Below are 14,341 nucleotides of genomic sequence, written 5' to 3'. Positions count from 1 at the left end.
GAAAGGTCGCTGGTGGAGCCGAGGGGAATCGAACCCCTGACCTCTGCAGTGCGATTGCAGCGCTCTCCCATCTGAGCTACGGCCCCGCGACGGGGCGCTCTTAACGGGACTGGTTGACACTGGCAACGGCTTTTCTGACGATAGGAAATATCTTCGGATAATTGGGGGAACAATCGATGGCGAAGGCATGGCATCTGGTGCGTCGTCCGCAAGGATTGCCGACGATCGACGATTTTGCGCTGCACGCGCTTCCCGATCTGCCGCTAGAAACCGATCAGCTTCGCGTGCGCAATCACTGGCTGTCGGTCGACCCCTATATGCGCGGCCGGATGAACGATGCCAAAAGCTACGCCGCCTCCTTCCAGCTAGACCAGCCGATGACCGGCGGGGCGATCGGCGAAGTCGTCGAAAGTGCAATGGACGGCTTTGCGCCAGGCGACATCATCCTGCACATGGGCGGCTGGCGCGACGGCGGAACCATCGGGCTGGAGATGACGCCGACCAAGCTGCCTGCCGATCTGCTTGCCGCTGGCATGCCGCCCCAGACTTTTCTTCACAATATGGGGCTGACCGGGGGCACCGCGTGGATCGGCCTTCTCCGCATTGCAGCGGCAAAGCCCGGCGACACGGTTTTCGTGTCCGCCGCCGCAGGCGCCGTTGGCTCGGCGGTGGTCCAGATCGCCAAGGCGCGCGAGATGACGGTTATCGGCTCCGCCGGCGGCGCAGAAAAATGTGCCTGGGTCAAGGATATGGGAGCCGATGCCGTTGTGGATTACAAGGCGGGCCCGCTTGTCCCCGCGCTCACCGAAGCGCTGGACGGTCTCGGCAAAAGCGGCGTCGACGTCTATTTCGACAATGTCGGCGGCGATCATCTCGACGCGGCCTTCGCGGTCGCCAATGATTTCGCCCGCTTTGCCATCTGCGGCATGATCGACGTCTATAATGACGGAAAGCCCCAGGAAATGCGCCACCTGATCCGGACGATCCCGGCGCGTATCCGCATGGAGGGCTTTATCTATACCGACCAGTTCTTCGACTGCATGGAAGAATTCTACGCCGACATGGCAGGGCTGATCGCGAGCGGCGCGGTGACGATGCGCGAAACGGTGCGCGACGGGGTCGAAGCCGCGCCCGACGCGTTCCTTGGTTTGTTTTCCGGCGAGAATATCGGAAAGATGCTCGTCCGCGTCTGACGCGAACGCACTGCCGATCCGGGCCCGGTTTTAGCTACCGAAACCGACCGAAAGGAAGCCCGGCATCGGGCCGTTCCAGCCGTCGTCGGGTTCGTCGTCGCGAACCGGCTTCTGGCGCGGCGCATCGGGCGTCTTGCGTTCGGGGCGCCTGGATGCGCTGCTTTTGGATTCCGCGCGGGGCGCATCGTCCTTCGATTTCGGCTTCGCACCGCCGCGCCGGCTCTTCTTCGCTTGCGGCGGTTGCTTTTCCTCAATCTCTTCGGTGGGTTCCTGACGCTCGCCGCCCGCAAAGATATCGATCTTGTGGCCGGTCAGCTTCTGGATGTTGTCAACCGCCTCCGCATCGGATGGGCTGACGAGCGTGAAGGCCCGGCCCTTCGCCCCTGCCCGCCCTGTACGTCCGATGCGGTGGACATAGTCGTCGGGATGCCAAGGCGCGTCGAAGTTGAACACGTGGCTGACGCCCTTCACATCGAGACCGCGCGCCGCGACGTCGGACGCGACGAGGATGTTGATGTCGCCTTTTTTGAAGCGATCGAGTTCGGCAATGCGGCTCGACTGATCCATGTCACCATGGATCTCGCCCGCGCGATAGCGGTAGCGCTGGAGCGATTTGGCTAGCTCACGCACGGTCGTCTTGCGATTGCAGAAGATGATCGCGGTGCTGATATCCTCTTCCTCGAGCAGCCCGCGCAGCGTTTCGCGCTTGCCGCGCTCGCTGGTCTTGACAAGGAACTCGGTAATATTGACGTTGGTGCTCGCAGGCCGCGCGACTTCGATCGTCTTGGGATTCGACAGGAATTTGTCGGCGAGCTTCTTGATCGGCGGCGGCATCGTCGCCGAAAAGAGCAAGGTCTGGCGATTCGCCGGCAGCTTGGTGCAGATATTTTCGATGTCCGGAATGAAGCCCATGTCGAGCATCCGGTCGGCCTCGTCGATGACGAGGAGGTCGCAGCCGGTGAGCAATATCTTCCCGCGCTCGAACAGGTCCATCAGGCGGCCCGGCGTCGCGATCAGCACATCGACGCCCCGTTCGAGCGCCTTGATCTGATCGCCCATCTGGACGCCGCCGATGAGCAACGCCATCGAAAGCTTGTGATATTTGCCGTATTTTTCGAAATTCTCGGCCACCTGCGCCGCAAGTTCGCGCGTCGGTTCGAGGATCAGCGAGCGCGGCATCAGCGCGCGGGCGCGGCCATGCGCCAGAATGTCGATCATCGGCAGCACGAAGGACGCGGTCTTGCCGGTGCCCGTTTGCGCGATGCCGATAATGTCGCGCATCATCAGAACCGAAGGGATGGCGCCCGCCTGGATCGGTGTCGGTTCGTCATAGCCCGCTTCGGTCACAGCGCGCAAAAGTTCGTCGGAAAGGCCGATGTCGGCAAATTTCATAAGGTCATCATGTCCGGAAAATGTTGTAGCACGGCTTCCCACGCCAGCCGTTGCTGCCGCGCCCCTAGGGGAAGTGGCGGTGAAAAGTCAAGAAAAGCCGACCGATCTGGCCGAAAAATCGCGCGCCGCCCCGCTCAGTCGTCGTCGCGCGCCACCGGGACGAGCAAGCGAAACTCGTCTACCTCGCACTTTGCGCCGGTCCGCGCATGGATTTCGTCACGGCCTTTGCACAGCTGCCCGTCCTTGTTTCCCTTCATGTAGAAGCCGGCATAGAAGTCGAGCGCCCGGCAGCCGCGGTTCAACTGGGCACGCAGCAACTGCTTCTGGCGGGTGATCAGATCGATGCTGTCGCGCTGCACCGCCTCCATCCGCACGATGTTCTTCATCGCGACGCAGCGCGGCCCCTTCTTTTCCTTCCAGATCACCTGCGCTTCGCGCGGACGAACGGGCGGTGGCGGCGGCGCGGGGGCTGAGAAATTATTGATTGGACTACGCTGTGCCGGAACACGGATGATGATCTGCTGCTCGATCACCACCTGGAAAAAGCCGGCATCAGGGGGGGCAATGGCGGGCAACGACGCCTCGACCGGCGGCAACGTTGCCGCGATGTGCACGTCCGACGCGGGCGCAGCCGCCGCGACCAGCAGGGCCAGCGCCGTCACCATGGATGCGCGCGCTCCGCATCACTGTGCCAGGCCATGGCGTTCACCCGATACTCCCGTTCGCTGCAAAGCCCCACAAGGTGGCAATTCATATGCCAACCCTTTAACGACCATGATTGAACAGCAAATGAATTGATGTCGACTCCTATTGCGCGCCCGCGCCCCAACGAGACGCCCTGCATGACCCAACCGCCCTCCGCCGACCTGCTCAACCGCCTCGCCGATCTGCTGGGCCCCAAGGGGTTCACCCGCGATCCCGATGATATGGCACCCTGGCTCACGGATTGGCGCGGCCGTTATCGAGGCCAAGCGGCCGCCATGCTTTCCCCGGCCAATCGTGACGAGGTCGCCGCAGTCGTCAGGCTCTGCGCCGCGGAGCAGGTTGCCATCGTCCCGCAAGGCGGAAACAGCGGCATGGTCGGCGGCGCAACACCCGACGCGACGGGCAACCAGCTTCTGCTCAGCCTGCGGCGCATGAACCGGATCCGTGATATCGACGTCGCCGCCGGATTGGCGATCGTCGAAGCGGGGGTCGTGCTAGAACACCTGCATGGCGCAGCCCTTGCGCACGGACTGCGCTTTCCCTTGACCCTCGGCGGCAAGGGGTCGGCGACGGTCGGCGGGCTGGTTTCGACCAATGCCGGCGGAACGCAGGTGTTGCGGTTCGGAACGATGCGGGCGCTGGTCGAAGGCGTCGAGGCCGTTCTGCCCGACGGCGAGCTTCTCGACGCGCTGGCCCCGCTCAAGAAGGATAATCGAGGCTATGACCTGCGGCATCTGTTCTGCGGCGCCGAGGGCACGATCGGCGTCGTCACCGCCGCGACGCTGCGCCTCGTCCCCGCCGCCGCCGCGCGCGGCACCGCGTGGATCGGCCTTGCTTCGCCCGACGATGCGCTGCGCCTCCTGCGCCGGCTCGACGCCGCGCTCGGTCGCACGCTCGAAGGCTTTGAACTCATCCCCGACGCCTGCCTGCAAGCGGTGCTGCGCCATATTCCGCAGACCCGCGCGCCGCTCGCTGCCTCCGATCCCTGGTATGCGCTCGTCGAGCTGGCCGGTGACGATGGCGATGCGTTGACCGAGGCGCTGGAATCATCGCTTGCAAAGGCGCTTGAAGACGGGCTGATCCGTGACGTCACGATTGCCAAGAACGGAAGCGAAAGCGAGCAATTCTGGCGCCTGCGCGATTCGATCTCGGAGGCCGAGCGCGCCGAAGGCCCCGCCCTCCAGCATGACGTCAGCGTTCCCGTCGACCGGATGCCGCAGTTCATTGCGGAAAACCCCGCGCGCCTCGATGCCGCATTTCCGGGCACGCGGGCATTGTCCTTCGGCCATCTCGGCGACGGAAACGTCCACCATCATGTTCAACCACCAGCCGGCGTCGATGGGCGTGCATGGCTCGCGGCGCACGGCGAGGACGCAAGCCGGATCGTCTACACCCACGTTCTCGAACTCGGCGGCTCGATCTCGGCCGAACATGGTATCGGGCAGATGAAGCGCGAGATGCTCGCCGAACTCGACAGCCCCGCCCGCCTCGCCGCGCTGCGTGCGGTCAAAGACGGACTCGATCCGCTGGGGCTATTCAATCCCGGCAAGTTGGTCGCCCAGAAGGCGCCCTTGGCCTAACGCCCCTTGCGCCGCGCCGCGCCTGCCAATAAGGCGCGCGATTATTCCTTTCGTCCTCGATCCCTTTGGGGGCGCCAATCCGGAGTTTCACCATGGCCACTGCGCCCGCCAACAACCTGCCGCTTTTCTATGGCGACATCGTCCCGCTTTCGAGCGTCGACCATGCCGATTTCCGTGCCCGCCCGCTCGCCGAAGCGAAGTTTCTCGTCGGCCAGCATGCGATTCCGCTGACCGCCGACGAATTCACCTCGGCTTGCCGCTTCTTTCCGATCATCTTTTCGGCTGGCGACAATCCGGTTCCGCTGGCGCTCATGGGCCTCAACGAAGGCGTCAACGTCTTCGTCGACGACGAAGGCAAGCTGAAGAATCCGGTTTATGTTCCGGCCTATATTCGCCGCTACCCCTTCCTTCTCGCGCGCCTCAACCCGGGCAGCGAAGAATTGTCGCTCTGCTTCGACCCGACCTCTGGCGCGGTCGGCAAGTTCGACGAGGGCGACGCCCTGTTCGCTGACGGCCAGCCGAGCGAGCAGACCAAAGCCGTACTCGATTTCTGCCGCAACTTCGAAGAAGCCGGGCAGCGCACCGGCATGTTGGTCGACGAACTCAAAAAAGCCGACCTTCTGATGGACGGCGAAGTCGCCATCCAGCCCGACGGTTCGGACAAGCCCTTCGTCTATCGCGGTTTCCAGATGGTCGATGAAAACAAGCTGCGCGAACTGCGCGGCGATGTGCTGCGCAAGCTGATGCAGAACGGCACGTTGCCGCTCATCTATGCGCACCTGCTTTCGCTCCAGCTGATGCGCGACATCTTTGCCGAACAGGTAAAAGCTGGCAAGGTGCCGGCAATGACGGACGCCCCCGTCGCCTAAGGAGAACGCGATATGGCCACCCTCGCCGATGCCGGATCGACCGCCGACCCGCGCTATACGAAGGTGGCCATATGGCTGCATTGGCTGATCGGCCTTTCGGTCATCATCAATATCGGCCTTGCAATGCTGACCGAAGGTCTTCCGCGCGAAGCGCATCGTGAAGCGATGAACATCCACAAGGCGCTGGGGATAACGATCCTCGTGCTGACCGCGCTGCGCCTATTGTGGCGCCTCGGGCACAAGCCTCCGCCGCTTCCCGCCGGAACGCCCGCATGGCAGCGTCCGGTCAGCAATATCCTGCATTTCCTGTTCTATCTGCTGCTGATCCTGCTGCCGCTGTCGGGCTGGGTCTGGATGTCCGCCGCCGATCGGCCGATCGACTTCTTCGGATTGTTCACCGTTCCGTCGATCGCCGCGCCGTCAAAGGCGCTCGCCGACACGCTGCACGAACGACACGAACTGCTGGGCATCACCATGCTCGTGCTCGTCGTCATCCACATATTGGCGGTGCTGAAGCATCAATATGTCGACCGCACGCGCCTGATGGGCCGGATGAACCCCTTCTGATCCATGCCGCTTGGCGGTCGATCAGAAGTCGATCGCCAGACCCTTCAATTCCCAGTCGCCATAGCGTACCGGGTTGCGGCCGCCGGGCTGCGCCTCCGCGGCATCTTCGACAATCGGTTGCGGCTTGGGCAGCGGTTCGTTGGTCCAGTTTGCGGGCGGTTTGACATCGCCCGGACGCTTGGTCGCGCGGGGGGTGCCGCCGATGTGGTCGGATTGAGGGTCGTGCGCCATGATGAATCCGATATAGGACTTAGTGATGAAGAACGCCAATGATAGCCGACGGAAAATGCCCGAGCGCCGCGGGCGCCGGTCACGAGGCGGCGAAAGTGAGCCCGCCGGCACCGCGCCACGCCGCGCCGCGCTGCGCCTGCTCGACGCAGTGCTGCGCCGCGGTGAAGCGCTCGACATCGCGGCGCATGCCGCCACGCAGGGCCTCCCGCCGTCCGATCGGGCCTTCGCCATTGCCATCGCATCGGAAACGCTGCGCTGGATGGTCGACATCGACGCGCTGATAGATAGCGCAACGCCCCAGCCGCTACCCGAGGACGTGAAGTCGCGCGCCGTGCTGCGGCTCGCGCTCGCCCAATTGCTCGCGCTCGGCAGCCCGCCGCATGCGGTGGTTGCCACCGCGCTGCCGCTCGTACCGGGTGGGCCGCGGCGACTGGTTCACGCGCTTCTGTCGCGCGCACAACAAGACGCGTGGAAACTACCCGAGCGCGCGAGCCTGCCGCCCGCGACGGCGGCGCGCTGGCACGATGCCTGGGGCGCCGAGACGGTTGCCGCGGCCGAACATGGCTGGAGCGCACCGCCGCCGATCGACCTGAGCTTTGCAGCCGAGCCCGACGCCGCGGGATGGGCCGAAGCCCGATCGCTCGCGCCGCGCCATTATCGGCTGGCGCGGGGCAGCGCGGTCGAAGACCTGCCCGGCTTCCGCGATGGCGGCTGGTGGGTGCAGGATCTTGCCGCCAGCATCCCGGCCCGTCTGCTTGGTCAGGGCAATGGCCGGTCGGTGTTCGACTTGTGCGCCGCGCCGGGCGGAAAGACGATGCAGCTCGCCGCGGCGGGCTGGGCGGTGACGGCCGTCGACACCAGCGCGCGCCGGCTCGAACGACTGACCGACAATCTGCGCCGGACGCAGCAGACCGCGGAGATCGTTCAGGCCGACATCCGGCGCTGGGAGCCGGACGCACAGGCCGATGCCGTGCTGCTCGACGCCCCCTGTTCGGCAACCGGCATTTTCCGCCGCCATCCCGATGTGCTGCACCGCATCGAAGACCGGCAGATCGACGAGCTTGCCGCGCTGCAAGGCGAGTTGCTCGCGCGCGCCGCCGGTTGGGTCAAGCCGGGCGGGTCGCTCGTATATGCGACCTGCTCGCTGGAGCGCGCCGAGGGTGAGGAGCAGATCAAGGCGTTTCTGGACGCCCATCCGGCATGGCAGATCGCCCCCGTACGGCCTGACGAATTGCCGCAGGGCGTGTCACCGGATGCCATGGGCTGCGTTCGCACATTACCGGGAATGCTGGCCAATGTGGGCGGGCTCGACGGCTTTTTCGTTGCGCGGCTGCGCGCGCCGTCAACCTGACCCGCGTCAGACGAAAACCCCGGCGACGAGCGAACTCGCCAAGCGGAACGCCCGATCGACGCGCCGATTGACGAGGCAGCGCACGACCGTACGGGTCGCGGCCTCCAGCCGCACGCCGCTCGCCAGCCGCTTGCAATAGTCGACGAACTCGCTGTCGGCCATGCTGGCGACAGCATAGCGGCGCGCGGCGATGATATCGGTCTCCACCATGCGTCCGATGCCGGGCTTTTTGAGCAGCGCATCGAGATCGGCGAGCGGCGGCAACCGCTCCATATCGCGAAAGGGATCGGCGGCGCCCGTCTTGCGCACCAGATGCGCGAGCCGGGCATAGGCGGCCTGTTCGGTCTGCTGCGCGTTGTTGGCGACACTCATCTGTTCCGGCGATCGGCGATAGAGCAGCAGCGTTTCCGGCAGATTGTCGATGTCGGCAATCTCGGAAAGACGCAGGAAGAGGTCGTAATCCTCACAATAGCCGAACGCTGGACGGTAGAGCCCGGCCTTTCGCAACGCATCGGTGCGGAACATCACAGTCGGATTGGCGACCGCGGGTCGCAGTTCGAGTTCGGCGCGCACGTCATCGCAGCCCACCGGTTGCCGGAAATGGCCGCTCCGCCGGCGCCCGCCATTGTCGATCTCGACATATTGCCCACCGAGCGCGCCGAGCGTCGGCGTCCGGTCGAAATGCGCCAGTTGCAGCGCGAAGCGGTCGGGCAGCGAGATGTCGTCGGCATCCATACGCGCCACGAAGGGCGTTTCGACCAGCCCAAGCATGCGGTTCATGCTCGCAACGATGCCCTGATTGGACTGACGGATCAGCCTGATCCGCCGATCGGCTGCCGCCTTGCGTGCGGCGATGTCCCCCGACGCGTCGGTCGAACCGTCATCGACGATGTAAAAGACGAAATCGCCCATCGTCTGGGCCAGGATACTGTCGATCGCCGCCTCGACAAAGCGCGCCGCATTATACATGGGCATGACGACACTGAGCCGCGATGCAGACATGTGGACCGACTTTCAAAAAGCCAGTCAGCTGATGGGGCAACTGCTGGGACGATATCGTTTTGCCATTATCCGCGGCCAGCAAGACCGTCAATTTGGCTTAACCATGTCCGAGCAGCCCCAAAATGGGGCAGGTCGGTGCCGGCCAACCAACGGTCAGCCGGCACCTTGCGCGCTGAATGCGATCAGAAAACCGCCTTCGGGCTCGCTTCCTTCATCATCGCCGCGCGCACCATCGGGATCGGCGGACCGCCGTAGGAAAGGAATTCGTCGTGGAAGGCCTTCCACTTCGTCTTGTCCCCCTTGGTCCAATCCTCGCGCAGCTTGCGAATCATGAGCTTGCCCATCGTGTAGTTGAGATAGAGCGGATCATAGGTGCCGCGCGCCGCCTGCTGCCGCGCGTTGCCCTCGTCCTGATAGCATTGCTCCTTGAACAGCTTTTCCGAATCCGCGACCGTCATTCCCTTGGTGTGAAGACCGATCGCCGACAGGTAGCGGCAGTTGCGCAGAAGCGCGTTCGAAAGCTGGCCGATGTGCGTTTCGGGGTCGCCATCGCCGAGCCCCGCGTCCCACATCATTTCCTCGGTATAATGTGCCCAGCCCTCGGCGAAGGCATAGCCGACGAACAGCTTGCCGAAGATGCTTTCCGCCCGGTTCGAATGCAGGAAATTGAGGAAGTGACCCGGCCAGACCTCATGGACCGAGGTGAAGAGCAGATCCTTCTTCCCCGGTACGAAGTCGAGCTGCGTCTGCTTGTCCCAGCTCGGGTCCGGCGGCGAGATGTAATAGACCGACGGCAGGCCCTTCTCATAGGGTCCGGGGATATCGATATAGGCGCTGTTCTGGCGGTTGTAGGGCGGCGATTCCTCGACCTGCGCCTGTTCCGTTCCCGGGATCGACACGAGATCCTTTTCGACAAGGAAAGCGCGCAGCATCGGAAGCTGGCGCCGCGCCTCGGCCACCGGACCATCGGCGGGCTTGTCGGACCCCATCTTCTTCATGCAATCGGCGATCGTCATACCGGCGGCATAGGTCGCGCACGCCGCCTTCAATGCATCCTGATTGCGCTTGAGGTCGGCCTGGCCGATCCGCTCGAGTTCGTCGAGCGGCGTGTCCACCGCTTCGTTCGTGAGCAGCATCTTCGAAAATTTGTCGGCGCCGAGCGCCCAGCCGTCGGCGCTGCCCGGCTGCGACGCCACATAGGCGGCGAGATCCTTCATCGCCGCGGCCGCCTTGGCCGCAACCTCGTCGAACTGCTTTTGCAGCGCAGGGTCCTTCACATCGGCAAAGGCGGCCTTGGCATCACCCGTGTAATAGTCCGCGAAGCCGCCAAAGCCGGCGCTGCCATATTTGACGAAGGTCGCGGGCATCGGCAGTTTCAGATTCGCTTTGATCTGCGCAGCGGCCGCCGGAACCTTTTCGGCGTAGGAAATGAACGCCTTCATCCGCGTTGCCGGATCGGCATAGGGACGCGAGATATAGACGTTGGGGTCGAGCTGCCCGACGTAGAAGGCCGGGTTTTTATGCGGGAAATCGGCGTCCTTCAGAAAGAAGAGCTGCCCCTGCGCGACATGGACGAGATAATCGCGCTCGAATTTCTCGGCATCGCTCATCTTGCCGTTGAATGCCTGGGCATCGGCGATCGTCTTTTCGAGGAAAGCAATCTGCTTCTGCAATCCCTCCGCCGACCAGTCGGGAAGCTGACCGTCGAACTCATGCTTGCCCTGATAGACCGCGAAATTGGGATTCAACGGGAAATAGCCGGCAAGAAACTGGTCGCGAAATTCGGTCCAATTGGCGGCGGATCCGGCGGACTGCGGCGCCTTTTCGGCGCTGCATGCGGCAAGCACGAGCAGCGCGCCGGCCATCGCCGCGCCGCCGAAGCGGGCAAATTTACGTGTCATTCGATGCGTCTCCCTTGATCGATGGCGACTGTCTGCCACCGCGTCCAACGGGCCGCACCCGATAATCGACGAACGGCGGCGACAAAGCATGCTGGACAGGCGCCAAAAGACGGTTAGGGCAAATCGCAATGGCCACTTCCTCCTCCATCGACGGCCCGTCGAAGCCCCCCTCCCCGCTCAGTTTCGCCGATTATCGCTATTACTGGTTCGCGCGCTTCACCGCGGTCATGGCGACGATCGCGATGGTCGTCGTCATCGGCTATCAGCTCTATGATACGGCGCGCTCCAGCTATGGCATGTCGATCAAGGAAGCGTCGTTCCAGCTCGGCTTGCTCGGCCTCGTCCAGTTCATTCCGCTTGCCCTGCTGACCCCCGTCGCGGGTTGGGCCGCCGACCGGTTCGAGCGGCGGCGCGTCGCGATCTTTTCCAACATGATCGACCTGACGATCGCCGCGTCGCTCGGCTGGTTCACCTGGACCGATGGGCTGACGCTTCCGCTGCTCTTCACCCTCGCGGCGCTGCACGGCGTCGCCCGCGTCTTTTCGGGACCGGCGATGAGCGCGATCGCGCCCAATATCGTGCCGCCAACGGTGCTGCCGCGCGCGATCGCGATGAGCAGTATCGCCTGGCAATCGGCGTCGGTGATCGGGCCGGCGGCGGGCGGCCTGATCTACGCCGTTCACCCGACGTCGGTGTATATCTTCGCAGCCGCCTTGCTGGTCCTTTCAGCCTTCACGGTCAGCAGGGTCCGCCCGGTGCTGCCGCCGCCTCCCGAAGTGCGCCGGCATCCGCTGCGCGAGATGGTCGACGGGCTGCAATTCGTCTGGACCGAGCGCTTCCTGCTCGGCACCATCACGCTCGACCTGTTCGCGGTGATCCTGTCGGGCGCGACGGCGATGCTTCCCGTCTATGCCCGCGACATATTGCATACCGGTTCCGAAGGGCTCGGCTTCCTGCGCGCGGCCCCCGCGGTCGGCGCGGCGATCATCGCACTGGGCCTCGCGTGGCGGCCGATCGAGCGCAACGTCGGGGTCAAGATGCTGTGGGCGGTCGCGGCATTCGGCGCCGGGACGGTCGCTTTCGGCCTGTCGACCAACTTCCTGCTGTCGCTCGCGCTGCTCGTGGCCATGGGCGCTGCCGACATGTTCTCGGTGTTCGTGCGCGGGACGCTGATCCAGCTCAACACACCCGACCATATGCGCGGCCGCGTCAGCGCGGCGTCGGGTCTCGCCATCTCCGCGTCGAACGAATTGGGCGAAATGCGCGCCGGCGCGATGGCGGCGGTGCTTGGCCCGGTGAGCGCGGTGGTCGTTGGCGGTCTTGCGGCGGTCGGTGTGACGGCGCTATGGTCGCGCCTGTTCCCCGAACTGCGCCACGCGCGAACATTTGAACCCCAATTCAAGGCAGACCCTCGATGAAAGCCAATTCGATCCTCGAAACCATCGGCAACACGCCGCACATTCGCGTCGCGAGGCTGTTTCCCGATGCCGAAGTCTGGGTGAAGTCCGAACGCGCCAATCCGGGCGGGTCGATCAAGGACCGTATCGGGCTGGCGATGATCGAAGCGGCCGAGCGCGACGGCAGCCTGAAATCGGGCGGCGTCATCGTCGAGCCGACGTCGGGCAACACCGGCATCGGCCTCGCGATGGCGGCTGCGGTCAAAGGGTATAAGCTGATCCTCGTCATGCCCGAAAGCATGTCGCTCGAACGCCGCCGCCTCATGCTGGCCTATGGCGCGACCTTCGATCTGACGCCGCGCGAAAAAGGCATGAAGGGCGCCATCGAGCGGGCGATCGAGCTGGTCGAAACCACCCCCGGTGCCTGGATGCCGCAGCAGTTCGAGAACGAGGCGAACATCGACATCCATGTCCGGACCACCGGCCCCGAAATCCTGAACGATTTCAAGGACACGCCGATCGACGCGCTGATTACCGGCGTCGGCACCGGCGGCCACATCACCGGCGTTGCGCAGTTCCTGAAACAGCATTGGCCCAATCTGAAGGTCTATGCCGTCGAGCCCGTCGCTTCGCCGGTCATCTCGGGCGGCCAGCCTGCCCCGCACCCCATCCAGGGCATCGGCGCCGGCTTCATCCCGCGTAACCTGCATACCGACCTGCTCGACGGCGTAATCCAGGTCGATGCGGCCGATGCGAAGGAGATGGCGCGGCGCTCGGCGACCGAGGAAGGAATGCTCGTCGGCATCTCGTCGGGCGCGACGCTGGCGGCGATCAAGCAGAAGCTCGCCGAGCTTCCGGCGGGCAGCCGCGTCCTCGGCTTCAACTATGACACCGGCGAGCGCTATCTGTCGGTGCCTGACTTCCTGCCGGAGATCTGAGCAGCAGCCATGCTCCCCGCGGAGCATCCGGATAAGGCGTATAGCCCGCGCGAATGGCGCGGCTGGTTGTTCGCGCATTTTAGCTTCGCGGCGATTGCCGCGGTGCTGCATTTCAGCGGACAGGCGAGCCGCCCGCTGCCGGTGATGCCGCACCCCGTTGCGCCGCCCGCCAACGTCGTGCCCGACGTCCAGCCGATGGAGTTCGCCCCGGTTACCGAGCAGGATGCGCGCGCCGAAAATGACCGCATACCCTTTGTGACCAAGGGTTTCGTCGCAGCGCGCCCGTTCGTCTATCCCGGCGCGGGCGAGGCGCGCGACCGTGCCCGCGACTGCATGGCAGCGGCGATGCTTTACGAGGCCGGCGACGATGGCAAGGGGCAGCTTGCGGTCGGTCAGGTGGTCATCAACCGCGTCCGGCACCCTGCCTTCCCCAAGACGATCTGCGGGGTGGTTTTCCAGGGATCGGAACGCACCACCGGCTGCCAGTTCACTTTCACCTGCGACGGCGCGCTCAATCGCCGCTATTCGGATGCCGCATGGACGCGCGCGCGCAGCAATGCCGACCGCATGCTCTCCGGACTGATCGATCCGAAAGTCGGGCTGGCGACGCATTATCACACCGACTGGGTGCGCCCCTATTGGAGCGACAGTCTGGAAAAGATCGCGAGCGAAGGCACGCATCTGTTTTTCCGCTGGCCCGGTTTCTGGGGAACGCCCGGCGCATTCCGCGGCGCGGTGTCGGCGAATGACGCGCCCATTGCGAAGATGGCGGCCCTGTCGCCCGCCCATGCGCTTGCCCTCGCGCCGCCAAGCGATCTTGCCGAAGGCGCCGCCAGCATTGGCCCGGTCAAGCTGGTGACGGGCGCCGGAGACGCGGTGGGGCGCGATGCCATCTATGTCCAACTCGACCGCCGCGCGACGCCCGAAAGCTTCGTTGCGCTTGCGCTGCGGCTGTGCGGCGAGCGCGCCTATTGCAAGTTCATGGGCTGGACCAACCCGATCATGAAGCCTGACAGCGACGCGATGAACGACATGCAGCGCGCGGCGATGAGCTTTTCCTATCTGCGCGACGAAAAATCGGGCTTTGAAAAGGCACTGTGGAACTGCAGCGAATATGCGCGCGACGATACGCGGCAGTGCATGAAACGCTGAGCGAAGCAATCCAGCCTGGTTTAAGCAACCCCGGATCGCTTCGCTCGCAAAGCTGCAGCCCGT

General features: G+C 64.5%; 13 protein-coding genes and 1 tRNA gene. 8 read left to right on the top strand and 6 right to left on the bottom strand.

What is annotated here, in order from left to right:
- Window positions 1-10 precede the first annotated feature (10 nt).
- Window positions 11-86, bottom strand: a tRNA-Ala gene (locus P1IM2_RS17235).
- A 90-nt stretch (window positions 87-176) separates the two neighbouring features.
- Here P1IM2_RS17235 and P1IM2_RS17230 point away from each other — a divergent pair.
- Window positions 177-1,193, top strand: coding sequence for an NADP-dependent oxidoreductase (locus tag P1IM2_RS17230; RefSeq protein WP_186403261.1), 1,017 nt, complete (start codon window positions 177-179; stop codon window positions 1,191-1,193).
- 30 nt (window positions 1,194-1,223) lie between these two features.
- On the opposite strand, the gene P1IM2_RS17225 is transcribed toward P1IM2_RS17230, so the two are convergent.
- Together P1IM2_RS17225 and P1IM2_RS17220 are read right to left on the bottom strand one after the other, a co-directional pair.
- Window positions 1,224-2,585, bottom strand: coding sequence for a DEAD/DEAH box helicase (locus P1IM2_RS17225; RefSeq protein WP_003051464.1), 1,362 nt, complete (start codon window positions 2,583-2,585; stop codon window positions 1,224-1,226).
- A gap of 134 nt (window positions 2,586-2,719) precedes the next feature.
- Window positions 2,720-3,250, bottom strand: a complete 531-nt coding sequence (locus P1IM2_RS17220; protein WP_186403260.1) for a hypothetical protein — start codon at window positions 3,248-3,250, stop codon at window positions 2,720-2,722.
- Window positions 3,251-3,427: 177 nt separating this feature from the next.
- Here P1IM2_RS17220 and P1IM2_RS17215 point away from each other — a divergent pair, with 177 nt between their 5' ends.
- From P1IM2_RS17215 to P1IM2_RS17205, 3 genes are all read left to right on the top strand, one after another.
- Window positions 3,428-4,870, top strand: a complete 1,443-nt coding sequence (locus P1IM2_RS17215; protein WP_186403259.1) for an FAD-binding oxidoreductase — start codon at window positions 3,428-3,430, stop codon at window positions 4,868-4,870.
- 92 nt (window positions 4,871-4,962) lie between these two features.
- Window positions 4,963-5,739 carry a SapC family protein gene (locus tag P1IM2_RS17210; RefSeq protein ID WP_186403258.1) on the top strand — a complete coding sequence of 259 codons (777 nt, stop codon included), beginning with the start codon at window positions 4,963-4,965 and terminating at the stop codon, window positions 5,737-5,739.
- A gap of 12 nt (window positions 5,740-5,751) precedes the next feature.
- Window positions 5,752-6,306, top strand: coding sequence for a cytochrome b (locus P1IM2_RS17205; protein WP_186403257.1), 555 nt, complete (start codon window positions 5,752-5,754; stop codon window positions 6,304-6,306).
- 21 nt (window positions 6,307-6,327) lie between these two features.
- Here the strand turns inward: P1IM2_RS17205 and P1IM2_RS17200 are convergent, their stop codons facing one another.
- Complete coding sequence (locus P1IM2_RS17200) at window positions 6,328-6,537, bottom strand: DUF1674 domain-containing protein (RefSeq protein ID WP_058811901.1); 210 nt, start codon at window positions 6,535-6,537, stop codon at window positions 6,328-6,330.
- Between the two features lie 55 nt (window positions 6,538-6,592).
- Between P1IM2_RS17200 and P1IM2_RS17195 the strand changes: the two genes are divergently transcribed.
- A complete protein-coding gene (locus P1IM2_RS17195) occupies window positions 6,593-7,888 on the top strand; it encodes an RsmB/NOP family class I SAM-dependent RNA methyltransferase (RefSeq protein WP_186403256.1) in 1,296 nt (431 codons plus the stop codon).
- A 6-nt stretch (window positions 7,889-7,894) separates the two neighbouring features.
- Here P1IM2_RS17195 and P1IM2_RS17190 read toward each other — a convergent pair whose 3' ends face one another.
- Window positions 7,895-8,890, bottom strand: coding sequence for a glycosyltransferase (locus tag P1IM2_RS17190; protein WP_186403255.1), 996 nt, complete (start codon window positions 8,888-8,890; stop codon window positions 7,895-7,897).
- A gap of 182 nt (window positions 8,891-9,072) precedes the next feature.
- Window positions 9,073-10,791 carry a DUF885 domain-containing protein gene (locus P1IM2_RS17185; protein ID WP_186403254.1) on the bottom strand — a complete coding sequence of 573 codons (1,719 nt, stop codon included), beginning with the start codon at window positions 10,789-10,791 and terminating at the stop codon, window positions 9,073-9,075.
- A 128-nt stretch (window positions 10,792-10,919) separates the two neighbouring features.
- Here P1IM2_RS17185 and P1IM2_RS17180 point away from each other — a divergent pair, with 128 nt between their 5' ends.
- The 3 genes from P1IM2_RS17180 (at window position 10,920) to P1IM2_RS17170 (ending at window position 14,278) form a co-directional block, all read left to right on the top strand.
- Window positions 10,920-12,209, top strand: a complete 1,290-nt coding sequence (locus P1IM2_RS17180; RefSeq protein ID WP_186403253.1) for an MFS transporter — start codon at window positions 10,920-10,922, stop codon at window positions 12,207-12,209.
- Window positions 12,206-13,126 carry a cysteine synthase A gene (gene cysK / locus P1IM2_RS17175; RefSeq protein ID WP_186403252.1) on the top strand — a complete coding sequence of 307 codons (921 nt, stop codon included), beginning with the start codon at window positions 12,206-12,208 and terminating at the stop codon, window positions 13,124-13,126. Before P1IM2_RS17180 ends, cysK begins: the two co-directional genes overlap by 4 nt.
- Window positions 13,127-13,192: 66 nt before the next feature.
- Window positions 13,193-14,278, top strand: a complete 1,086-nt coding sequence (locus tag P1IM2_RS17170; protein ID WP_234179037.1) for a cell wall hydrolase — start codon at window positions 13,193-13,195, stop codon at window positions 14,276-14,278.
- Window positions 14,279-14,341: the final 63 nt, after the last annotated feature.

The sequence above is a fragment of the Sphingopyxis sp. P1IMeth2 genome (assembly GCF_900185685.1).
GTDB classification, from domain to species: domain Bacteria; phylum Pseudomonadota; class Alphaproteobacteria; order Sphingomonadales; family Sphingomonadaceae; genus Sphingopyxis; species Sphingopyxis terrae_A.
This window is presented reverse-complemented; position numbering and strand designations above follow the sequence as displayed.